This is a genomic window from Streptomyces sp. NPDC001108 (assembly GCF_053598535.1).
Map to the genome: position 1 here is coordinate 24,678 of NZ_JBSFKL010000012.1, position 21,792 is coordinate 46,469.

20 protein-coding genes are annotated in these 21,792 nt (G+C 69.0%); 8 read left to right on the top strand and 12 right to left on the bottom strand.

The features are described from left to right. Positions 1-5: 5 nt before the first annotated feature. Complete coding sequence (locus ACWC97_RS24580; RefSeq protein ID WP_352278895.1) at positions 6-1,004, top strand: inorganic phosphate transporter; 999 nt, start codon at positions 6-8, stop codon at positions 1,002-1,004. 174 nt (positions 1,005-1,178) lie between these two features. Here the strand turns inward: ACWC97_RS24580 and pstB are convergent, their stop codons facing one another. The 11 genes from pstB to mshD form a co-directional block, all read right to left on the bottom strand. Further along, on the bottom strand, positions 1,179-1,955 hold the full coding sequence (gene pstB / locus ACWC97_RS24585) for a phosphate ABC transporter ATP-binding protein PstB (protein ID WP_366298554.1): 777 nt from the start codon (positions 1,953-1,955) through the stop codon (positions 1,179-1,181). 28 nt (positions 1,956-1,983) lie between these two features. Further along, entirely contained in the window at positions 1,984-3,069 is a 1,086-nt protein-coding gene (pstA, locus tag ACWC97_RS24590; protein ID WP_352278899.1) for a phosphate ABC transporter permease PstA, read from the bottom strand. Further along, entirely contained in the window at positions 3,066-4,061 is a 996-nt protein-coding gene (gene pstC / locus ACWC97_RS24595; protein WP_352278901.1) for a phosphate ABC transporter permease subunit PstC, read from the bottom strand. Before pstC ends, pstA begins: the two co-directional genes overlap by 4 nt. A 176-nt stretch (positions 4,062-4,237) precedes the next feature. Further along, positions 4,238-5,374 (bottom strand): phosphate ABC transporter substrate-binding protein PstS, encoded by a 1,137-nt coding sequence (gene pstS, locus ACWC97_RS24600; RefSeq protein ID WP_352278902.1) that lies wholly within the window; start codon positions 5,372-5,374, stop codon positions 4,238-4,240. A gap of 186 nt (positions 5,375-5,560) precedes the next feature. Beyond that, entirely contained in the window at positions 5,561-6,001 is a 441-nt protein-coding gene (locus ACWC97_RS24605; protein ID WP_352278903.1) for an NUDIX hydrolase, read from the bottom strand. Further along, complete coding sequence (locus ACWC97_RS24610) at positions 5,998-6,996, bottom strand: CHAD domain-containing protein (protein ID WP_450651582.1); 999 nt, start codon at positions 6,994-6,996, stop codon at positions 5,998-6,000. Before ACWC97_RS24610 ends, ACWC97_RS24605 begins: the two co-directional genes overlap by 4 nt. Then, entirely contained in the window at positions 6,983-9,235 is a 2,253-nt protein-coding gene (locus ACWC97_RS24615; RefSeq protein ID WP_352278907.1) for an RNA degradosome polyphosphate kinase, read from the bottom strand. Before ACWC97_RS24615 ends, ACWC97_RS24610 begins: the two co-directional genes overlap by 14 nt. A gap of 285 nt (positions 9,236-9,520) precedes the next feature. Next, a complete protein-coding gene (locus tag ACWC97_RS24620) occupies positions 9,521-10,471 on the bottom strand; it encodes an ABC transporter permease subunit (protein WP_450651584.1) in 951 nt (316 codons plus the stop codon). Continuing rightward, positions 10,468-11,364 (bottom strand): ABC transporter ATP-binding protein, encoded by an 897-nt coding sequence (locus ACWC97_RS24625; protein WP_352278911.1) that lies wholly within the window; start codon positions 11,362-11,364, stop codon positions 10,468-10,470. Before ACWC97_RS24625 ends, ACWC97_RS24620 begins: the two co-directional genes overlap by 4 nt. Beyond that, positions 11,364-11,771 carry a GntR family transcriptional regulator gene (locus ACWC97_RS24630; RefSeq protein ID WP_352278913.1) on the bottom strand — a complete coding sequence of 136 codons (408 nt, stop codon included), beginning with the start codon at positions 11,769-11,771 and terminating at the stop codon, positions 11,364-11,366. The genes ACWC97_RS24625 and ACWC97_RS24630 overlap by 1 nt, the downstream gene beginning before the upstream one ends. Before the next feature lie 123 nt (positions 11,772-11,894). Further along, a complete protein-coding gene (gene mshD / locus ACWC97_RS24635; protein WP_352278915.1) occupies positions 11,895-12,818 on the bottom strand; it encodes a mycothiol synthase in 924 nt (307 codons plus the stop codon). Between the two features lie 327 nt (positions 12,819-13,145). Between mshD and ACWC97_RS24640 the strand changes: the two genes are divergently transcribed. Further along, positions 13,146-14,999 carry a bifunctional metallophosphatase/5'-nucleotidase gene (locus tag ACWC97_RS24640; RefSeq protein ID WP_352278917.1) on the top strand — a complete coding sequence of 618 codons (1,854 nt, stop codon included), beginning with the start codon at positions 13,146-13,148 and terminating at the stop codon, positions 14,997-14,999. A gap of 123 nt (positions 15,000-15,122) precedes the next feature. Here ACWC97_RS24640 and ACWC97_RS24645 read toward each other — a convergent pair whose 3' ends face one another. Then, a complete protein-coding gene (locus ACWC97_RS24645; protein ID WP_385215430.1) occupies positions 15,123-15,599 on the bottom strand; it encodes an ATP-binding protein in 477 nt (158 codons plus the stop codon). A 254-nt stretch (positions 15,600-15,853) separates the two neighbouring features. Between ACWC97_RS24645 and ACWC97_RS24650 the strand changes: the two genes are divergently transcribed. The 6 genes from ACWC97_RS24650 (at position 15,854) to ACWC97_RS24675 (ending at position 21,608) form a co-directional block, all read left to right on the top strand. Further along, complete coding sequence (locus tag ACWC97_RS24650) at positions 15,854-16,705, top strand: helix-turn-helix domain-containing protein (protein ID WP_450651588.1); 852 nt, start codon at positions 15,854-15,856, stop codon at positions 16,703-16,705. Positions 16,706-16,718: 13 nt separating this feature from the next. Beyond that, positions 16,719-16,913: a DUF397 domain-containing protein gene (locus ACWC97_RS24655; protein WP_450651783.1), complete on the top strand. Its 195-nt coding sequence runs from the start codon at positions 16,719-16,721 to the stop codon at positions 16,911-16,913. Positions 16,914-17,245: 332 nt separating this feature from the next. Continuing rightward, positions 17,246-17,605, top strand: a complete 360-nt coding sequence (locus tag ACWC97_RS24660; RefSeq protein WP_450651590.1) for a hypothetical protein — start codon at positions 17,246-17,248, stop codon at positions 17,603-17,605. A gap of 201 nt (positions 17,606-17,806) precedes the next feature. Then, a complete protein-coding gene (locus ACWC97_RS24665) occupies positions 17,807-18,232 on the top strand; it encodes a DUF6507 family protein (RefSeq protein WP_352278924.1) in 426 nt (141 codons plus the stop codon). Further along, the gene (locus tag ACWC97_RS24670; protein WP_450651592.1) at positions 18,229-20,610 is read left to right on the top strand and encodes a hypothetical protein; all 2,382 of its coding nucleotides are present in this window, start codon (positions 18,229-18,231) and stop codon (positions 20,608-20,610) included. The genes ACWC97_RS24665 and ACWC97_RS24670 overlap by 4 nt, the downstream gene beginning before the upstream one ends. 314 nt (positions 20,611-20,924) lie before the next feature. Next, positions 20,925-21,608, top strand: a complete 684-nt coding sequence (locus tag ACWC97_RS24675; protein ID WP_450651594.1) for a hypothetical protein — start codon at positions 20,925-20,927, stop codon at positions 21,606-21,608. Positions 21,609-21,792 lie beyond the last annotated feature (184 nt).

Sequence of the window (21,792 nt, forward strand, 5' to 3'; positions counted from 1 at the left end):
CCGCAGTGGACACCTTTGCGCTGATCGTGACCATCGGGGTCGCGCTCGGCTTCACGTATACGAACGGCTTCCACGACTCGGCGAACGCCATCGCCACCTCCGTCTCCACCCGTGCGCTCACGCCGCGTGCGGCGCTGGCGATGGCCGCGGTGATGAACCTCGCGGGCGCCTTCCTCGGCAGCGGGGTCGCCAAGACCGTCAGCGAGGGCCTGATCGCCACGCCCGAGGGCTCCAAGGGGATGGGCATCCTCTTCGCGGCGCTCGTCGGCGCGATCATCTGGAACCTGGTCACCTGGTACTTCGGGCTGCCCTCGTCCTCCTCGCACGCCCTGTTCGGCGGGATGGTGGGCGCGGCCCTCGCGGGCGGGACGATGGTCCACTGGGACGGTGTGATCGACAAGGTCGTCGTCCCGATGTTCGTCTCGCCGGTCATCGGTCTGGTCGTCGGCTACCTGGTGATGGTCGCGATCATGTGGATGTTCCGGAAGACCAACCCGCACAAGGCCAAGCGCGGTTTCCGGATAGCGCAGACGGTCTCGGCCGCGGGCATGGCGCTCGGCCACGGCCTCCAGGACGCGCAGAAGACGATGGGCATCGTGGTGATGGCGCTGGTCATCGCCGATGTCGAGAGCCCGAGCGACCCGATCCCGGTCTGGGTGAAGCTGGTCTGCGCGATGATGCTGTCGCTGGGTACGTACGCCGGTGGCTGGCGCATCATGCGGACGCTCGGCCGGAAGATCATCGAGCTGGACCCGCCGCAGGGCTTCGCCGCCGAGACGACGGGTGCGTCGATCATGTTCGGTTCGGCGTTCCTGTTCCACGCGCCGATCTCCACGACGCACGTCATCACCTCCGCGATCATGGGCGTGGGCGCCACGAAGCGGGTGAACGCGGTCCGCTGGGGCGTCGCCAAGAACATCATCATGGGCTGGTTCATCACGATGCCGGCCGCGGCGCTGGTCGCGGCCGCGAGCTACGGAGTCGTGTACCTGCTCTTCGGCTGACGTCCGTCGCCCCGCGCGGCGGACGCATACGGGGCCGCCCCCACTCCCTTCGCGGGGAGTGGGGGCGGCCCCTTCGCCTTGCGGTGGCACCGCCATGCAGCACCCCAAGGCCGTCTGTGCCGGCGGTACGGGTCCGGCGTGGGCCGGGTTCCCCGTACCGCCGGGGTGGAGCGGTTATCCGAAGCGGCCCGAGATGTAGTCCTCGGTGGCCTGGACGGACGGGTTGGAGAAGATCCGCTCCGTCTCGTCGATCTCGATGAGCTTGCCGGGCTTGCCGACCGCCGCGAGGTTGAAGAACGCGGTGCGGTCCGAGACGCGGGCCGCCTGCTGCATGTTGTGCGTCACGATGACGATCGTGAAGCGCTCCTTCAGCTCGCCGATCAGGTCCTCGATGGCGAGGGTGGAGATCGGGTCGAGGGCGGAGCACGGCTCGTCCATCAGCAGCACGTCGGGCTCGACGGCTATCGCGCGGGCGATGCAGAGCCGCTGCTGCTGGCCGCCGGAGAGGCCGGAGCCGGGCTTGTTCAGCCGGTCCTTGACCTCGTTCCAGAGGTTCGCGCCGCGCAGCGACTTCTCGACGATCTCGGCGAGTTCGCTCTTCTTGTACGAGCCGTTCAGCCGGAGGCCGGCCGCGACGTTGTCGAAGATCGACATGGTCGGGAACGGGTTGGGGCGCTGGAAGACCATGCCGACCGTGCGGCGCACGGTGACCGGGTCGACGTGGGGTCCGTAGAGGTTCTCGTCGTCCAGCAGCACCTTGCCCTCGACGCGGCCACCGGGGGTGACCTCGTGCATGCGGTTCAGGGTGCGCAGGAAGGTGGACTTGCCGCAGCCGGACGGGCCGATGAAGGCGGTCACGGAGCGGGGCTCCACGGTCATCGAGATGTCCTCGATGGCGAGGTGGGAGCCGTAGTAGGCGGACAGTCCGCTGACGTCGATGCGCTTGGCCATCGGAATCACTGCTTCTTTCGTGCCGCGGTCAGCGGCCGGTCTTCGGGGCCTTCCAGCGGGCGATGCCGCGGGCCACCAGGTTGAGGATCATGACGAAGGCGATCAGGACCAGCGCCGCTGCCCAGGCACGGTCGTACGACTGGTCGGTGCCGACCCGGTACTGCTCCCAGATGTAGAAGGGGAGCGAGGACTGCGCGCCCTGGAAGGGGTTGGGGTTGATCAGCTGGCTTCCGAAGACCAGCAGGATGATCGGCGCGGTCTCACCGGCGATACGGGCGATCGCGAGCATCACACCGGTGGTGATGCCGCCGATCGCGGTCGGCAGGACAACCTTCAGGATGGTGCGCCACTTCGGGACGCCGAGGGCGAGGGAGGCCTCGCGGAGCTCGTTCGGGACGAGCTTCAGCATCTCCTCGGTGGAGCGGACCACGACCGGCATCATCAGGATCGCGAGTGCCAGGGCACCCATCAGACCGGACGGCTGGGTCTTGGTCATCAGCATGATCGACAGGATGAAGAGGCCCGCGACGATGGACGGGATGCCCGTCATGACGTCGACGAAGAAGGTCACGGCCCTGGCCAGTGTCCCCTTGCCGTACTCCACCAGGTAGACGGCGGTCAGCATGCCGACCGGGGCGGAGATCAGGGTGGCGATGCCGACCTGCTCCAGGGTGCCGATCAGCGCGTGGTAGACGCCGCCGGTCGGCTCGGAGCCGAGCACACCTGCCATGGAGTGGGTCAGGAAGTAGCCGTCGAGGCGCTCGGCGCCGCGGCTGATCGTCGTCCACAGCAGCGAGGCGAGCGGGACGACCGCCAGCAGGAAGCAGACCCAGACGATGCTGGTCGCGAGCCGGTCCTTGGCCTGGCGGCGGTTCTCGACGACCGAGGTGACGACGTACGAGACGACGACGAAGAGGAGGGCGGAGAACAGACCCCACTGGGTGCGGCTCTGCCAGCCGGCCGCGATGCCGGTGCCCACGCCGAGCACGAGCGCGACGGCGGCGAAGGCGAAGGGGGACCAGCGGGGGAGCGTCCGGCTGCTCAGGCTGTTCGTACGGGCGGGCGCCGCCGTGGCGGGCCGCTCCTGTATGCCGGTGTTGGCTGCCTGGCTCATGCGTTGGCCCCCGAGTATTCCTTGCGGCGGGCGATGATCAGCCGGGCCGCGCCGTTGACCAGCAGGGTGAGGACGAAGAGCACGAGACCCGAGGCGATCAGGGCGTCCCGCCCGAACTCGTTGGCCTCGTCGAACTTCGCGGCGATGTTCTGGGCGAAGGTTCCACCGCCCGGGTTGAGCACGTGGGCGGAGATGATGAAGCTCGGCGACAGGACCGTGGCGACGGCCATCGTCTCGCCGAGCGCGCGGCCCAGGCCCAGCATCGAGGCGGAGATCACGCCGGAGCGGCCGAAGGGCAGCACCGAGAGGCGGATGACCTCCCAGCGGGTGGCGCCCAGGGCGAGGGCGGCCTCCTCGTTCATCCGGGGGACCTGGAGGAAGACCTCGCGGCTGACGCTGGTCACGATCGGCAGGATCATGATCGCCAGCAGGATGCCGACGGTGAAGAGGGAGCGGGCGACACCCAGTTCGGTCTTCTCGAAGACGTACGTCCAGCCGAAGAACTGGTCGAGCCAGAGGTTCAGGCCCTCGAGGTAGGGCACCAGGACGAGCGCGCCCCAGATGCCGTACACGATGCTCGGGACCGCGGCGAGCAGGTCGACGACGTACGCGAGCGGCGCGGCCAGCTTGCGCGGCGCGTAGTGCGAGATGAACAGCGCGATCCCGACGGCGACGGGGACGGCGATGGCCATCGCGATGACCGAGCTGACGACGGTGCCGAAGAGGAGGACCGCGATGCCGAAGACCGGCGGGCTGCCCGCCGGGTTCCAGTCGAAGGTGGTGAGGAAGTTGCCCTCGTTCTTCGAGATGGCGATCGAGGCGCGGTAGGTCAGGAACACGGCGATCGACGCCATGATCACGAGCAACAGGATGCCCGAGCCCCGGGAGAGGCCCAGGAAGACCTTGTCGCCCGCGCGCCCGGACGAGGTCCCGGCGCGCTTGCGCGCCACCGGCGGGGCCGGCGGCGTGTCTATCGGTGTGGTGGAAGCCATGGTCTTTCCGGTCTGTGTGGGGGAGCGGCTGGCTCCCCTGGCGGCGGTGCACCGGATGGGTGGTGGCGGGACCGGTCCGGAAGGGTGTACCGGACCGGTCCGCCGGGTGTCGCTGGTCCTGCGGGTGTTGCGGGTGTTACGTGCGTGACGTGCGCGGGGTCACCCGTGCCTCGTCGTTACGAGAGGGAGGCGATGGTCTCGCGGACCTTGGCGTTGATCTCGGCCGGGATCGGCGCGTAGCCGGCCTCGGTGAGGAGCTTCTGGCCCTCGTCGCTGGCGGTGTAGTTCAGGAAGGACTTGACCGTCGGAAGGGTCTCGGCCTTGTTGCCCTTGTCGCAGACGACCTCGTACGTGACCAGGACGATCGGGTAGGCGCCCTCGGCCTTGGTCGTGTAGTCGAGCTCCAGGGCCAGGTCCTTGCCGGTGCCCTTGACCTTGGCGGCGGCGATGGCCTTGGAGGCGTTCTCCGAGGTGGCCTTGACCGGGGCGGAGCCACCGGTGGCGATGTCGACGGTGGAGATCGACTGGTCGGTGGCGTAGCTCAGCTCGAAGTAGCCGATCGCGCCGTCGACCTGCTTCACCTGGGCGGCGACACCGGAGGAGCCGGAGGCGGCCTGGCCCTTGGGGGCCGGCCACTTCTTCTCGGCCTCGTACTTCCAGTCGCTCGGGGCCGCGGCGCCGAGGTACTTGCCGAGGTTCTGCGTGGTGCCGGAGTCCTCGGAGCGGTGGAAGGCCTGGATCGGCTTGTCCGGGAGCTTGGCGCCGCTGTTGAGCTTGGCGATCGCCGGGTCGTTCCACTTCGTGATCTTGTTGTCGAAGATCTTGGCGAGGGTGGGGGCGTCCAGCACCAGGCTGTCGACACCCTCCAGGTGGTAACCGATGGCGATCGGGCCGCCGACCATCGGGAGGTTGATGCCCTGGCCGCCCTTGCAGATCTTCTTCGACTCGGCGACCTCCTCGGGCTTCAGCGCCGAGTCGGAACCGGCGAAGCCGACGGTGCCCTGGTTGAAGGCGACGATGCCCTCACCGGAGGAGGAGGACTTGTAGTTGATCTCGACGCCGGAACAGCCGGCCATGTAGTTCTTGGCCCAGAGGTCCATGGCGTTCTTCTGCGCGCTGGAGCCGGAGGCGGGCAGCTGGCCCTTGGCGTCGTCGCACTTGATGTTCGACGCGGCGTTGGTCTTGCCACCGTTGCCGCCGGTCGAGCCACCGCTGTTGTCGTCCGAACCGCACGCCGTGAGGACCAGGGCGCTGGAGACGGCGAGGGCACCGAGCGCGGTGGCACGAAGCCGGTTCTTGCGCTGAAGCTTCACTTTCGGGTGTTCCTTCCAGGAGCCGCCGAGGTCTTGTTGGTTCTTACGACGGCGTGCGTTGGGGTGGGTGCCGGGCCGTTGCGCCGCGCACCGTGCACTGACGAAGTTAGGCAGACCAGGTGAAGCGGCCTACGGGGGAGAGTGAACGGGAGGTGAACCGTGCGGGGCGGCGCGGTTCCGGCCGGGTCAGGGGCCGGGCGTGTCCGCCAGGGTCGCGAGCAGGGCGTCCAGCAGCTCCCGGTCGCGTTCGCGGGTGAGAAGGGCACGGGCCGCCGCCGGGGCGAGCCAGCGGACCCGGTCGACCTCGTCGCCGGGCACGAAGGCGCCGCCGGTCGCCTCGGCGGCCCAGTAGACGACCTCCTTGGGCCGGTCCCCGACGGTGTAGCGGACCGTGGGCAGCGCGGCGCCGGGCACGCAGTGCTGCCCGGTCTCCTCCAGGACCTCGCGCCGGGCGGCCGCCAGGGCGGGCTCGCCGCGCTTCAGCTTCCCCTTCGGGTGCGACCAGTCCTCCCAACGCGGCCGGTGCACCAGGCAGACCTCCAGCCCGCCGGAGTCCGTACGGCGCCACAGCACGCACCCGGCGGCCCGCACCGGCTTCCCGGTCCCGTTCTTCGTGGGACCGCTCACGGCGCGCCCGCGGCCGCCACCGCGTACGGCCAGCTCGTCCGGAACACGCCCCGGGCCGCCTCCACCGCATGGCGCTGGTCGGCGTGGAGCACCCCCAGGGCGTACGCGGTGGCCGGGGCGATCCGCGGGGTGCGGGCCGCGGAGGCCGCCGCCGCGGCCGCCTCCGAGGCGTCCCGGTGCAGGTCGAGCGCCCGCCCCGGCGCGGCCAGCACCGGATCGGAGGCGCCCCGCACCACCTCGTGGGCGTACCGGTGGAGGCGCAGCAGGAGCCGGGTGCGGTGCCACGGCGCGTCCTGCGCCTCGTTGTACGGCTGGGCCGCGTGGCCGCCGGAGGGGAGCGCCGCGACCGTGTCCCGCAGCTGCTGCTCGGCCCGGTCGGCGGGGCCGTGCAGCATCTCCTCCGCCGGGGCGGCCGCCGCCGGGGCGAGCGGCACCTCGGAGGCGAGCAGCGCCACGGCGTCGGCCACCGCGTGGAAGCGGGAGGAGCCGAGCGCCTGGAGGGCGGCGGAGTGGGCCCGGGTCCGGGCGAGGGTCAGCTGGCGCTCCAGCAGGGCCCCGGCGCGGGCGGCGCCGACGCCGAGGGCGGCGCGCTCCTTGTCGGGGGAGTCGCCGGAGCCCTTGCGGGCGGCGGGCAGCGGGGCGCCGGACAGGGTGTGCAGGGCTTCGAGGAGCCGGGTGAGCCGGGTGGCGTAGGCGTGTTCCCGGGCCAGGGTGCCCGAGAGCCAGGCCAGTTCGGTACGGAGCTGCTCGGCCCAGGCGGTGTCCAGGGCCGCCCGGAAGGTGTGCAGGGTGCCGCCGATCCGGCGCGAGGAGCGGCGCAGCGCTTCGGCGGCCTCCTCGGCGCCCTGGGCACCGGCGTCCGTGGGGGCGCTGTTCTCGCGGTGCAGGCGCAGGCTGCGCAGGAACTCGGCGGCCTGTTCCTGGAGGTAGGGCGCGAGGACGGCGCCCGCCGTAAGGTCCGCCTGGGTCGTCGTCTGGTGGTCATGGCGTCGCACGCCGGCGCCTCCGCGCGTCGATGAGCATTTCCTGTACGTGCCGCAGCGGCCGTCCGTCCGCGTCCGTGGCGTGCCGGGTCCAGTTCCCGTCGGGACCGAGGTGCCAGGAGGAGGTGGTGTCGGCCATGCCGGTCTCCAGGAGACGGCTGAGCGCGGCGCGATGGGCGGGGTCGGTGACCCGGACCAGTGCTTCGATCCGGCGGTCGAGGTTGCGGTGCATCATGTCGGCGCTGCCGAACCACACTTCGGGTTCGCCGCCGTTGCCGAAGGCGAAGATCCGGGAGTGTTCCAGGAAGCGGCCCAGGACCGAGCGGACCCGGATGTTCTCGGAGAGGCCGGGGACGCCGGGGCGGATCGCGCAGATGCCGCGCACCCAGATGTCCACCGGCACCCCGGCCATGGCGGCCCGGTAGCAGGCGTCGATGACCGCTTCGTCGACCATCGAGTTGACCTTGATGCGGACGTAGGCGGTGCGCCCGGCCCGCTGGTGGGTGATCTCCTTGTCGATCCGGGCGATCAGCCCGTCCCGCAGGGACTTGGGGGCGACCAGGAGACGGCGGTAGGTCTCGCGGCGGGAGTAGCCGGAGAGCCGGTTGAAGAGGTCGGAGAGGTCCGCGCCGACCTGCGGGTCGGCGGTCAGCAGACCGAGGTCCTCGTAGAGCCGGGCCGTCTTGGGGTGGTAGTTGCCGGTGCCGACGTGGGAGTAGCGGCGCAGGGTGTCGCCCTCCTGCCGGACGACGAGCGAGAGCTTGCAGTGCGTCTTGAGCCCGACGAGGCCGTAGACGACGTGGCAGCCGGCCTCCTCCAGCTTGCGGGCCCACTTGATGTTGGCCTGTTCGTCGAAGCGGGCCTTGATCTCCACGAGGACCAGGACCTGCTTGCCGGACTCGGCGGCGTCGATCAGGGCGTCCACGATCGGGGAGTCGCCGGAGGTCCGGTACAGGGTCTGCTTGATCGCGAGGACGTCGGGGTCGCTCGCGGCCTGTTCCAGGAAGGCCTGCACGGAGGTGGAGAACGAGTCGTACGGGTGGTGCAGGAGCACGTCGCGTTCGCGCAGCGCGGCGAAGATGTCGGGCGGGGAGGCGGATTCGACCTCGGCGAGGTCGCGGTGGGTGCCGGCGATGAACTTGGGGTACTTCAGCTCGGGCCGGTCCTGCGAGGCGATGCCGAAGAGCCCGGTCAGGTCGAGCGGGCCGGGCAGCGGGTAGACCTCGGCGTCGGACACCTTCAGCTCGCGGACCAGCAGGTCGAGCACGTACGGGTCGATGGACTCCTCGACCTCCAGCCGGACCGGGGGGCCGAAGCGGCGCCGCATGAGCTCCTTCTCCAGGGCCTGGAGCAGGTTCTCCGCGTCGTCCTCCTCGACCTCCAGGTCCTCGTTCCGGGTGACCCGGAACATGTGGTGGGCGAGGACCTCCATGCCGGGGAAGAGCTCTTCGAGGTGGGCGGCGATGACGTCCTCGATGGGCACGTACCGCTGCGGCGACGCCTCCAGGAAGCGGGTCAGCAGCGGCGGCACCTTGACCCGGGCGAAGTGGCGGTGGCCGCTGACCGGGTTGCGCACGACGACGGCGAGGTTGAGCGAGAGCCCCGAGATATAGGGGAAGGGGTGGGCCGGGTCGACGGCGAGCGGGGTCAGTACGGGGAAGACGCGCTGCCGGAAGAAGGTGAAGAGCCGGGCCTGCTCCTTCTCGGTCAGCTCGGGCCAGCGGATCAGCTGTATGCCCTCGTCGCACAGGGCGGGGGCCACGTCCTGCTGGTAGCAGGCGGCGTGCCGGGCCATGAGCTCGCGCGAGCGGGTCCAGATCAGGTCCAGGACCTCGCGTGGCTGGAGCCCGGAGGCGGACCGGGTGGCGACCCCGGTGGCGATGCGGCGCTTCAGACCGGCCACCCGGACCATGAAGAACTCGTCCAGGTTCGAGGCGAAGATCGCGAGGAAATTCGCCCGTTCGAGGAGGGGGGTCGCCGGGTCCTCGGCCAGTTCCAGCACTCTTTCGTTGAACGCGAGCCAGCTGCGTTCCCGGTCCAGGAAGCGGTCGTGCGGCAGTTCGTCGCCGTCGACGTCGGGTTCGTACGCGTCGGCGTCCGCGTCGATGTCGGGGTCCAGGTCGGCCGCGGTGGACAGGGCGGCGGAGCCGGACGCGGAGGCCACCGCGCGCGGCCGCTGGGCGGCGAGCGAGCCGACCGACGGCTGCGTGGCGGGCTGGACCGTTACCTCGGAGCTGGGCTGCTGGCTCATGGCCCTATTCTTCCGCGCGGACGGCTCGGTAGGCGCGTCGGAAGGGGCGGGGTTCACGGGGTTCGTGGGGGCCGTGGGGGACAGGAGGGCGGTTTCGCCCGTCCGTCCCTTGCCGGGGGTTCTCCCGTTGCCGGGTTTCCTCCCGTTGCGGGGGGTCGGCACAGCTGGCTGCATTGTCAGAGGTTCGCAAGCCCGTCTGAATGGCTGGTAACGGCGACATGACGTGCAGGAAGCGGTGCGCGGTGCGGTACGGGCGCCCGGGTGCGTGCCCGTACCGCACCGGCGTCAGGCGTGCAGACCGCGCAGCACCCGGAACGCGAGCGCCACGGCGAGGGCCGCCACGGCCAGCAGGATGCCGGTCTCGACGAGCTGGAGCGGCCAGAAGTGCGCGAGCGGGTGGTAGTCGACGTAGCTGACGGCGCCCTCGCACGCGGCGGGCGCACCGGGTTCCCCGCAGAACGCCGGGTCCAGGGGCTTCCCGGACGCGGTGAGCGTCCCCGAGTCGACCAGCCAGGTCGTGTTGTCCCTGAACCACTGGTTCTCGGTGGTGCGGACGGTCGGCCAGAGATCTTCCCGCACCCGGTTCAGGAGCGCCGTCAGCGGGGCGTACGCGATCACGGTGGCGATCATCGCCGGGACGGTGCGCCGCAGCAGCAGCCCGGCCAGCGCGCCGAGGGCCAGCATGCACAGGGTGTAGCCGACCGGGACGGTGCCCGTGGCGCCGTACATCATGGGGTCGTACGTTTCCATCGGGTACTGCGTCCGGTCGGCCCGCGGCACGGCCCAGGTGCAGACGGCCGAGAGGACCGAGACTCCGGCGACCGTTGCCACGGCGGGCACCGCGAGCTTGGCCGCCAGCCAGCGCGCGGGCGAGATCCCCTGGCTCCAGGACAGCCGGAACGTACCGCTCTCCAGCTCGCGGGCGACCATCGGGCCGGCCACGAATATGCCCACGAACGCGGGCAGGAGCATCATGACCAGCCCGGCGTACTCCAGCAGCCGGTGGAAGTAGAACCCGACGCTGAGGAAGTGGCGGACGGCGATGCCGCAGCCGTGGGTCACCTTGCTGACCGAGCAGCCGGTGTCCGCGAACGTGTCGGTGGCCGACGCCACCACCTGCCAGGCGATGACCACGGCGGCGATCCCGGCGAGCGCGAGCGCGCCGACGGTCCACAGGGTCGTACGGTGCTGGCGCAGGGTGACCCGGACCGGGCCGCTCAGGGCGAGGGCGCTCATCGGGCCGCCACCTCCCCGGCGGGCAGGGCGTCCGGCGTCAGCAGCGCGGGGGCCTCGGGCGAGCGCAGGTGGGCGAGGAGCAGTTCCTCCAGCGAGGGTTCCGCGGTTTCCCAGACTCCGGTGTCCACCGGGCCCTCCCTCCGTATCAGGGTGGTCTGTATCCGTCCCGTGGTGCGGGACTCGACGGCGGTGTGCGGCGCGGTGTCCCGTACCGGGCCGGTGAGCAGGGTGTGCGCGGCGAGCAGGTCGTCCGTCCCGCCGCCGAGCCGGATCCGGCCGCCGTCGACGAGCAGCAGGTGGTCGCAGGCGCCCTCCAGCTCGGTGAGGAGGTGCGAGGACATCACGAGGGTGGTGCCGTGCTCGGCGGTCTCCGCCATCAGCGCGCCCATCAGCTCCTGGCGGGCGAGCGGGTCGAGGTCGGCCATCGGCTCGTCCAGCAGCAGCAGTTCGGGCCGCTTGCCGAGCGCCAGGGCCAGGGCGAGCCGGGTGCGCTGGCCACCGGAGAGCTGCCGGACCCGGGCCTTGCGCGGCAGGTCACCGGCGATGCGTTCGGCGGTCTCCGGGGCCCAGGTGGCGGGGTTCAGATCGGCCCCCGCCCTGAGCGTCCCGTCCACCGTCAACTGCGGGTACAGCGGCTTGTCCTGGGCCACGAAGCCGATCCGGGCCCGCGCCTCGGCGGGCGTACCGCCCAGCACCCGCACCGAACCCGCCGAGGGCCGCAGCAGCCCGGCCGCGAGGGCGAGCAGGGTCGACTTGCCCGCCCCGTTGGGCCCGACGAGCGCGCACACCCGGCCAGCGGGCAGCCGGAACGAGCAGTCGCGGAGCACCCACTTCCCGGCCCCGCCCCGATACTTCACCCCGAGGCCGTCGGCCTCGATCGCAACGCCTGTCATCAGGCTCGATCCCCCTCGAATGTGCTGTCCAGTACGGCGGTGAAGAGCGCGCTCACGTCGTCCTTCTCCAGCCCGGCCGCGCGGGCCCGGCGGGTCCAGTCGGCGAGCTCGGCGCGCAGCGGCGCGTCGTCGGCGGCCGCCGCGCCGCCGAGGCCCCGGGTGACGAAGGTGCCGAGCCCGCGCCGCCCCTCGACGAGGCCCTCGCGCTCCAGTTCCCGGTACGCCTTGAGGACGGTGTTCGGGTTGATGGCGGTGGCTTCGACGACCTCGCGTGCGGTGGGCAGGCGGTCACCGGGCTTCAGCAGGCCGAGGCGGAGCGCCTGTTTGGTCTGCTGGACGATCTGGAGGTACGTGGCGACGCCGCTGCGTCGGTCGATGCGGTACTCGACCGCTGCGGACTCTGCCATATTCACCCTTTCACTAATTGAGTAGTGAAAGGGTGACGTAAGAAAGGGGCGGCGTCAAGCGACGCCGCCCCCAGGGGACGTGACCGGGGCTCAGGGCCCCGTGCCGTACCCGCCGACCCGGGCTCAGGACTCCGTGCGGTACATCAGGTCCACCTCGTGGGTCGTGAACCCCATCCGCTCGTACACCGCGAGGGCCGCCTTGTTGTCCGCGTCCACGTAGAGCATCGCGGTCGGCAGTCCCTCCGCCGCGAGGTGGCGCAGCCCGATCGCGGTGAGCGCCTTGCCGAGGCCGCCGCCCTGCGCGTCGGGCCGGATGCCGACCACGTACACCTCGCCGAGATGCTCCTCGGCGTGCACCTTCGTCCAGTGGAAGCCGATCAGCTCGCCGTCCCGCTCGGCCAGGAAGAAGCCCTTCGGGTCGAACCAGGGCTCCGCCTTGCGGTCGTCCAGGTCGCGCTGGGTCAGCGAGCCCTGCTCCGGGTGGTGGGCGAAGGCGGCGCGGTTCACCTCCAGCCAGGCCGCGTCGTCCTCACCGGGCACGAAGGTGCGTACGGTGACGCCCGGCGGCAGCACCGGCTCCGCGATGTCCAGCGAGGTCAACGGCCGCCGAAGCTGACGCAGTTCACGGAAGAGCGCCAGCCCCAGCACCTGCGAGAGATGGCGCGCCGCGGACTTCCCGCCGTGCGCCCACACCCGCAGCCGCTTGCCCGTGGTGGCGAGCAGCGCCGCGCCCAGCGCCCGCCCGTGCCCCTGCCCCCGGTACGAGGGGTGCACGACCAGCTCGGCGGCCGGCGCCTCCACCGGGTCGGTGTCCTCCAGCTGGGCGTACCCCACCAGGTCGGGACCGCTGGTCAGCAGCAGATGCCGGACCCCCTCGCGCCGCCCGCCCCGCAACTGGAGCCGCCCCTGCTCGGACACGGCCTGCCCGCCGTCGGACCGGGCCGCCTCGGCGAGCAGTTCGGATACGGCCTCCGCCTCCTCGGGGGAGAGCACGTCGAGCGTCCGGATCTCACGGCCGGGGGCGGGAAGAGCTGCGTCAGTCGTCATGGCTACGAGCGTACGGCGACCGCCCTGGCACCGGGCGGCCCCGGCGGGCACGGCGGGTACGGTCGGCCCCCGGGTTCAGTCGACCGGACCGGTGGGGCCGCCCGCGCGTGCCACTCCGTACGTACCGTGCCCACCGTCTGACGGACGGTCGCCCCCCAGGGGCGGGACGGGCCACTGCCCGGACGCGGGTCCCCGGCCGCACCACATGGCAACCAGTTCGTAACCCGCCAAACCTGTCGCGCTACGCGCGTTGACCCTAGGCTGCGCACGAAGTCTCCGGACTTGTCATAAATCGAAAACCTCCCGCTGAGAATCACAAGGGGACCGATGTCAGCGACACCGCAGAAGAACCGCGCGTCCCGGCGGGTGCTCACCGCCGCGGCCGGGCTCGCCACCGTGGGCGCGCTCATCGCCGCGATGCCGGCCGGCGCCCAGGAGAACCCGGGCAAGGGCAACAGCCAGGGCCGGCAGGGCAACCACGGCCAGGGCCCCACCGTCGACGTGCAGCTGCTGTCCTTCAACGACCTGCACGGAAACCTTGAGCCCCCGGCCGGCTCGGCGGGCACGGTCAACGAGACGCAGGCCGACGGCACCGTCAAGGCCGTCCCGGCCGGCGGTGTCGAGTACCTCGCCTCCTCGCTGCGCACCGCCCGCAAGGGCCACCCGTACTCGATCACCGCTGCGGGCGGCGACATGGTGGGCGCGAGCCCGCTGCTCTCCGGCCTCTTCCACGACGAGCCCACCATCGAGGCGCTCAACGGGATCGACCTGGACGTCACCAGCGTCGGCAACCACGAGTTCGACGAGGGCGCCACCGAGCTGGGCCGCCTCCAGAACGGCGGCTGCCACCCGGTCGAGGGCTGCTACGAGAAGGGCAAGAAGTTCCGGGGCGCGGACTTCCCCTACCTCGCCGCCAACGTGACCGACGAGAAGACCGGCAAGCCGATCCTCAAGCCCTACACGGTGTGGAAGAAGAACGGCGTCAAGATCGGCTTCATCGGAGTGACCCTGGAGGGCACCCCGAACATCGTGACGGCCAACGGCGTCAAGGGCCTGAAGTTCCACAGCGAGATCGAGACGATCAACAAGTACGCCAAGGAGCTGGACCGCCAGGGCGTCAAGTCCATCGTCGCGCTGATCCACGAGGGCGGTGCCCCGGCCTCGTCCTCGTACAACTACGACTGCGACAGCAACGGCCCGGGCGACGGCATCTCCGGCCCGATCACCACCATCGCCAAGGGCATCACGCCCAAGGTCGACGCGCTGGTCACCGGCCACACCCACCAGGCGTACGTCTGCACCGTCCCGGACCCGGCGGGCAACCCGCGCCTGGTCACCTCGGCGTCCTCCTTCGGCAAGCTCTACACCGAGACGACGCTCACCTACGACCGCCGCACCAAGGACATCGTCCGTACGTCGGTGAAGTCGGCCGGTGCCAAGAACCCGAAGTCGGCCAACCACATCGTCAGCCGTGACCAGCCCAAGGCCAACGACATGACGGCCCTGATCGCGCGCTGGAACGCCCTCGCGGCCCCGATCTCCAACCGGCCGCAGGGCTACATCACCGCCGACATCAACGGCCGTGGCTCCAGCGCCTACGAGAAGCCGCTCGGCGACCTGATCGCCGACGCCCAGCTGGAGGGCCTGGCCCCGGCGGACAAGGGCGGCGCCGTCGTCGCGTTCATGAACCCGGGCGGCATCCGCGCCGACCTGGTGTACAAGGCGAGCGGCGCCGAGGGCGACGGTGTGGTGACGTACGGGGAGTCCTTCACCGTGCAGCCCTTCACCAACATGATGAACGTCGTCGACCTGACCGGCGCCCAGCTGGTCGCCGCGCTCCAGCAGCAGGTCAGCGGCTCCAACGAGGCCAGCCCGAAGATCCTCCAGATCTCCAAGGGCCTGACCTACACCCTGGACATGACGAAGTCCGGCGCGGCCCGCGTGGTCACCGACACCATCAAGCTGAACGGTGAGGCGATCGACCCGGCCAAGACCTACCGCGTCGCGATGAACGAGTTCCTGGCGGGCGGCGGCGACGGCTTCGCGGCCCTCGGCCAGGGCACGAACAAGCTGGTCGGCGCCTCCGACCTGGACATGTTCAACGACTACCTGGTGGCCCACTCCACGGCCGACGCCCCGCTGGCCCCGCCGGCGGCCGACCGCATCACGGTCATCAAGTAGGACTGATCCACCCAGCAACACCGCTCGAACCCGAACGGGGCGGCGGCCGAACCCGGCCCGCCGCCCCGTTCGGCGTTCCCGGTCGGCCCCGGCCCGACTCGCCCCGGTTCGACCCGGCCCGGCTCAGCTCCGTACTCTGCCGCCGTCCCCGCCGAGCGTGAACCACACCGCCTTCCGGTACGGCACACCCTCGCCCAGCACCCGTGTCCCCCACGCGGCCGCCACCCGCTCCACCAGCAGCAACCCGCGTCCGCCCTCCGGTTGACATGACCCGCCGCGCTGCTCGGGGCACCGGGGCAGGGCCCAGTGGTCGTCGTCCGCCACGGCGACGGTGACCCGCTCGTCCCCTACGGCGACATGGACCTGGATCAGCGCCGTGGCCGTATGCCGGTGCGCGTTGGCGACCACCTCCGTGACGCACAGCCGCGCGTCGTCGACCAGTCCGGCCAGCCCGCCGCATCTGCTGACGCCCAGCAGCGACGCCACGAAGTCCCGCGACACCTTGGCCGCCCCGGACGTGTTGGGCAGGGTCAGCCGGTAGATCTCGCTACCCGGCGGACCCGGCGGCGAAGGATGGGCGGTGGTGTGGACGGAGGTCATGTCGTTCTCCCAACGCGATGCGATGCGAAGCGAACGTGCGTGCGTGCGTCACTCGTCGCCCGTGGCGATGGCCGCACGCGGGCGTGGCTGAACATGCCTGCGTACGGCTGCACTTCGGGCCTACCGGCGTGCGGCGCGAGGTAGGGCGACCCTAGCTCATGCGCCTCACGTGTTGGACGCACTTGTGTAATGTCATGAACGATGTGCGTCTCGATGGGTAACGGGCCAAACTGACCTGGGGAGAGGAGAAGTTGATGCCATCAAGGAAGGCGCCCACGGCGCGACAGCGCCGACTCGGCACCGAGATGCGCAAGATGCGAGAGCGCACGGGGCTTTCGCTCACCAAAGCGGCGGCGATGCTCGGCACGGACCGCACCACGGTGAGCAACATCGAGTCCGGGCGGTTCGGCGTCAGCACGGAGCGGGTGCGTACCTGGGCCGAGCACTATGGCTGTTCCGACGAGGCTTACATCGACGCGCTGGCAGAGATGGCCCGGGAGCGCATAAAGGGCTGGTGGGAGGACTACCGGGATGAATTCACCAGCGATCCTCTTGACCTGGCCGAGCTGGAGCACCATGCCAAAGGATTCAGGTCGGTCGAGATCATGCACATCCCCGGTCTGCTCCAGACCGAGGACTATGCACGGGCCGTGTTCGCGGAGAACGTCCCTCCGCCCAGCCCTACGCGTCAACGGCGCTTGCTTTCGCATCGGCTGAAGCGCCGGGACGTACTCGATCGGGCGGACCAGCCCCGCTGCGTGTTCCTGGTTCATGAAGCTGCGCTGCGGATGGTCTACGGCGGCTCTGCCATCGCGCGCAGCCAGCTTGACCACCTGCTGTTGCAGTCGGAGCGCGACAACATCGTCATCCGCGCGATTCCGTTCGCTGCGGGCGGTTTCCCGCACGCCAACAGTTCGGCACACTACCTCTACGGTCCAGTGCCACAGCTTGACACCGTGCAGATCGACACCGCGACTGGCTCGCGGTTTCTGGACGCTGAAACAAGCCTTGAGAACTGGCGGTTCGCTCTGAATCGGATCGAGGAACGTTCTCTCGACCCGGAGAAGACGCGGGACTTCATTCGTACCATCGCACTACAAGTATGAAGGCGTGAGAAAAATCGAAATCCAGTGGCGAAAGTCGTCGAAGTCATCGAATGCTGAGGGCAACAACTGCCTTGAGCTGGCCGAGCACGGCGGCGAGATCCTGTTGCGCGAGAGTGACAACCCCGATGTGGTCATCCGGACGACCCGTGCGAAGCTCCGCGCCTTCCTCGGAGGCGCGAAGGACGGCGAGTTCGACGATCTGGCCTGATTCATAGCACTCCCGCTTCGGGCGGTTCCCATCGGCGCAGGTGGGGGCCGCTCGTTGTGTATGAGGTGGCTTGGATTGGGTGACCCGTTAGCAAGCTTCGAGCATCTGAACCTCACTCGTTAGACGTCAAACGCTTGAAACGGTCTCGCGTAAAACGCTAGCTTCGAGGTGTGCCTCCAGCCGACCCGGCCCCGGTGGGTTGGCGTTCGTGATGCACAACTCCACTCAGTGCTGCGCCCGTTGAGCGGAGTTTCAAAGGATCGCCTCGCGTTCGCGGCTCGTCACGCCGGCGGCGGGCGCGAGGCGATTTCGATGGGCGCCAGGAGAGGCCCGTGCTCGACCGCCAGCGCCCCGCATCGTCCGTGACACGCGTCTTCTGGTGCGAACGGGTCACCTATCGGACGTTGGCGGCCGACGAGATCGCCGAGGTGTTCCAGCACAGGGCGCTCGACCCCGCCGAGGCGATCCGCGTCATCCGCTTGAACATCCGGGCCTTGGCGGTCGGACTGCCGCCGTTCGAACGCCACCGCGCGCTGAGTTGGGTCGAGGGCGGCGGATGCGTGGGCGCCCTCGCTGCTCTTCATCGCGGCGAACCCTGTGGGCTCTCGCTGAGCCATGGTGACGCCTGGATCGAGTGGACCGTACGCCCGGGGTTCGACCTCCCCGTGGAGGGCGAGGAACCGTTGCCGTAGAGGTCGCAGTGGCGAACGGATCGGGAGGCTCGGGCCCGGCTTCGACACTCCGAAGTTCCTTTGGGCGCACGATCTCGGACGTAGTTGGCCGATTGTCAATTTGCTGATTGCAACAGCGATGTTCGGCTTGATAGGGATGGCCTCGGGAACGGTTGTCCAGCCAGGGGCGAGCGTTCGAATGCAACGTTCCGGGGGCTTGCGGTGGTGGGTTGGGACATCCGTCCACAGGGTGTGCAGGGGCAGTTGGGGAGCGTGGGCGGGCACGCCGACGACCTGCAGAAGGCGCTGACGGCGTTGCTGGAGACGGTGTCGGAGGCGGCATCGGCGGCGGGTACGGCGGTGCCGGGCCCGCAGGCGTCCACACCGCTCCAGGGCCCGGTTGTGCCGGGGAAGGCACCGCTGTCGCGCGCGGCGGCGGGCCCGGTGGCGGCGGCGTTGGCGGAGTTTCTGCACGTGCGTGAGCGGGACTTCGTGTCGATGGGGAAGCGAACCGAGGCCGCGGTGCTGGGTGCGGTGGACGCGACGAACGCCTATGTGCGGGGCGACCTGGAGGCGGCCGAGCGGGCGCAGAACGCCGCCAGGGCGGTACGGGTGGACGAGCTGCGTCGTATGCGGGGGATGCGGTGAGAGGCGGAGGGCCGGCGCCGGTCGACCCGATCGGGATACCCGTCTTCACGGGTGATCTGGCGCTGCTCGACGTGAAGGTGACCGAGCTGTCGGGGCACGGGGCGAAGATCGCCGAGGCGGCCGGGGACGTGCATCGCAGCTTCGGCGGACTGCGTGCCTTCTACCGGGCGCCGGAGGCGGAGCAGCTCTTCGCGACGACGGCCCCGGTCGCGGCGAAGGGGCTGTCGCTGAGCGAGGACCTGTGTGTGGTCGCCGGTGCGCTCGGCACGTACTCGGACGACGCGTTCCCGCTGGTGGAGAAGTTGAAGGCGCTGAAACGGGACGCGGTCGCCTTCCGGGTGAAGGTGAACGGGGACGACGACTGGGCCGAGGACGGCGACCTGGTCGAGGAGAACAACCGGCGCCGCAACGAGATCGCCGAGGTGTGGGCCGCGTTCCAGGAGGTGGAGCGGGCCTGCCACGCGAAGATCGTCGCCTTGGTCGGCGGGCATCCGCTGAAGACCGGTGACGGCTCGGGCAGGTCGGGGACGTACGGGTACGACGCCGAGGCGCTGAAACAGGCGCCGAGCCTGCCGTGGGGCGAACCGGTCGAGGAGTCGGTGCCGTGGTGGAAGGTGTGGCGCCACGCCTACGACTTCGGCAGGGGCTTCATCGTCGACGGGGTCGGGGGCACCCTCGAAGGTCTCGGCATCCTGGTCGGCACCGAGGGCTGGGACTCCATGAAGCAGGCATGGACCGGCCTGGCCAAGCTCGCCACCGGAGTGACGCTCGCCATCACTCCTGGCGTCAACGGCATCTTCTGGGCGGCCCCGGACGACAAACTGCCCTCCTGGGTACGCGACTCACGCGCCGCGATGAAGGAGACCGGCAAGGCCCTGATCGCCTGGGACCAGTGGGGTTCCAACCCGTCCCGTGCGGCGGGGGCGGTCACGTTCAACGTCCTGACCACCGTCTTCACCGGCGGCACCGGCGGCTCCGCAGCGGGTGCCGGCAAGGCCGGCGCGTTGGCCAAGACCCTCTCCGTCGCGGGCAAGACCGCCCGTGTCGTCGACCCCATGACGTACGTCTTCAAGGGTGCGGGTGCCGGACTCACGAAGGTCAGCGACGTCATGACCGGGCTGAAGGGCCTGGAGACCACCACCTTCCCGCCTCTCCCGGACCACGTCATTACTGTCCCCGAGGGCACCCTCCGCCTCCCGGACGGCACCCTGCACCTCCCCGAGGGCGCCACGATCCCCGACGGCGCGACCGCCCTCCCCAACGGCACGGTCGAACTCCCCGACGGTGCGGTGGCTCTCCCCGAAGGCGCCGTCCGTTCCCCGTTCGCCGGCGAAGCCGCCTACTTCGACCGTGACGGCAACCTCTACAAAGAGGACGGCACCCTCCTCCAACGCGCCGACCAGGCAACCAAGGAACGCAACCTCAACGCCCAGCCCCCAGCCGAAGTCCACGAACCCGCCCTCACCGGCGCAACCGCCCACCACACCCCCGACCACACCCCACCCGGCAACACCAGCCCCACCCCACCCCACAACCATCTCGCCACCACCATTCATCACACCGAGCTGCCAGGAACCAGGCACAGCTTGAGCCACGACCTACCTGCGGGAAGCGGTACTGGAGGAGGAGGTGGAGGTGGCGTCGGGGGCGGAGGGCCGGATGGATTCGCTCGTGACATCAGCGATCCTGGCGGGTGGGACAGGCCTCAGGACCACTCAGGCCCTCTGGAACTCGGTGGTGAAATGGAGGCGCAGGTACGTGGCCAGCTGACCAGCACTGGTGTGAAGCCTGACGACATTGAACGGGCCTTGAACAACTTGTCCAAGAATCCAGCTGGACAGGAAATATCCGAGATAATTGCGTCTGGAAAGCTTGTAGCTTTCGAAGGATACAGGGAGGTAGTGTCCGGCCTGAGTAGGCTTGATGGGATTTCGGGAGGGATTGAGCAACTGCGCCTCGGTGAGAGATTGCATTCCGGAGGAGCTGATAAAATAGTTTTTGAGATCAAGCAGGATGGTTATGAAATAAAGCCCGGTGTCTTCACGGGTGAAAAGACAGATCTCGATGTGATGGCACGTGATGTGGATGGAACCGTATACGGGTGGCAACTAAAAGATATGACAGGTCCGGAATCTCCGGCCGACCCGGGTAAGGTTGTCAGGAATGTATTCAAGAAGATCCGGCAGCTCACGGACTCTCATGCGGACGTGAAAATTTTCTTGGTGGAGACCAAGGCGTCGAGGGCTGAAATAGCTACTCAGCTCGGCCGCCTGCATGGCTTGCACGCCAAAAATAATGTCCAGTTCATATTTCGTTCGCCGGACGGGAATTTGTTCGTCCCTCCCGAGGCTAAATTTTTCCCGAAAGGATCGTCGTGATTACCAGTACGCCGGTAGCCCGTTGGACCTGGGGGTGTGATAGTGAGGAAGGGCTCATCATTCGGTGTATCCGTGATTCACTCAACGCCTACTCGATTCTTCATGCGCATCGCCTGGCCTGTGGGAGGCCCAACTTTAAAATTTCCGTCTCGGAGGCGGGTGCGTCGGGCAGTTACCTATTTCGTGGTGAAATCCCTGCGGAAGGTGGGGGTCGAGATGAGGTCCCTCAAAGGTTTGCGCGTGTCATCGAGGCGAGAGTCGACGCAGGGTCGATAGGATCGGTAGATACCTCCATCCGGTGCGCCGGAATGCTTGTGGGTGAGGAGGGTGATTACCTTCAGGAAAACCTGTTCCAACTCGGCACTTCTGCCTTCCTTGATTTCGTCACCACTGATTTGACTACCTTTTCCGATGCGTGGATGGCCTATGACCTCAAAGGTAATCCTCAGCCTTCTGTGTATGCCAAGAATTCACCCAGGTTGGCTTCTGCTCTGAGGGACCTGTCTGTGGTCCTCGATTCAGATACGGGGCCAGAAGATCCGACTTACTTTGGGAAACCCACTGAAACTGGCGTAGAAAGTCATTTCGATGATGATGGTGCGCCGTCCGATTCGTGGGGGCGGTTCGAGATCCCTTACCGGAACAGGATCTTCAGGCATACCCAAGAATTTGAGCAGGGCTATCGGCGTGAGGCGTCAGGTCGCGTCCTGTACTTCCCGGTTCGTAGTCGCAGCGGAGTTCTGGGCTACCTCTGGGCATCAAACAGCGAAGGTGCGGCGAGTTTCGAACCCCGCGATGAAGCCGACGTTGAGGGCTACCAAGCCGGACTCATCTGGTTGGAGCGGCTAAAAGAAGCCTATGTGCGGGGAATGACGCCTGAGGCCGCGCTGATGGTTCTTCGGGAGATGCCACAAGCTGCTGAAGCGGGAATTCTGGTAGAGGAGGCTCCGCTGGAGGCAAGGGAAATCTTGGAACTTCGGCAGTCACGCCTGTCATGACTGGAGCCTGCCTTGTTACATCGACTGGTTCCTGCCGCTGTTCGACACCAAGCGGCAGACGTTCGCCGACAAGATGTCCGCACCGTGGTCGTCAAGGTCAGCCACAGCTGAACTGCCCACGCGGGCGGGCGGTATGGTCACCCCCCCTTGCAAAAATGTGTGACACATGAGGGGGTAGGTGACA

Excerpts from the sequence above, each read along its gene's own strand:
- pstB (WP_366298554.1), bottom strand. The coding sequence starts at position 1,955 with ATGGCCAAGCGCATCGACGTCAGCGGACTGTCCGCCTACTACGGCTCC.
- pstA (WP_352278899.1), bottom strand. The coding sequence starts at position 3,069 with ATGAGCCAGGCAGCCAACACCGGCATACAGGAGCGGCCCGCCACGGCG.
- pstC (WP_352278901.1), bottom strand. The coding sequence starts at position 4,061 with ATGGCTTCCACCACACCGATAGACACGCCGCCGGCCCCGCCGGTGGCG.
- ACWC97_RS24615 (WP_352278907.1), bottom strand. The coding sequence starts at position 9,235 with ATGAGCCAGCAGCCCAGCTCCGAGGTAACGGTCCAGCCCGCCACGCAG.
- ACWC97_RS24620 (WP_450651584.1), bottom strand. The coding sequence starts at position 10,471 with ATGAGCGCCCTCGCCCTGAGCGGCCCGGTCCGGGTCACCCTGCGCCAG.
- ACWC97_RS24625 (WP_352278911.1), bottom strand. The coding sequence starts at position 11,364 with ATGACAGGCGTTGCGATCGAGGCCGACGGCCTCGGGGTGAAGTATCGG.
- ACWC97_RS24630 (WP_352278913.1), bottom strand. The coding sequence starts at position 11,771 with ATGGCAGAGTCCGCAGCGGTCGAGTACCGCATCGACCGACGCAGCGGC.
- mshD (WP_352278915.1), bottom strand. The coding sequence starts at position 12,818 with ATGACGACTGACGCAGCTCTTCCCGCCCCCGGCCGTGAGATCCGGACG.
- ACWC97_RS24640 (WP_352278917.1), top strand. The coding sequence starts at position 13,146 with ATGTCAGCGACACCGCAGAAGAACCGCGCGTCCCGGCGGGTGCTCACC.
- ACWC97_RS24645 (WP_385215430.1), bottom strand. The coding sequence starts at position 15,599 with ATGACCTCCGTCCACACCACCGCCCATCCTTCGCCGCCGGGTCCGCCG.
- ACWC97_RS24650 (WP_450651588.1), top strand. The coding sequence starts at position 15,854 with ATGCCATCAAGGAAGGCGCCCACGGCGCGACAGCGCCGACTCGGCACC.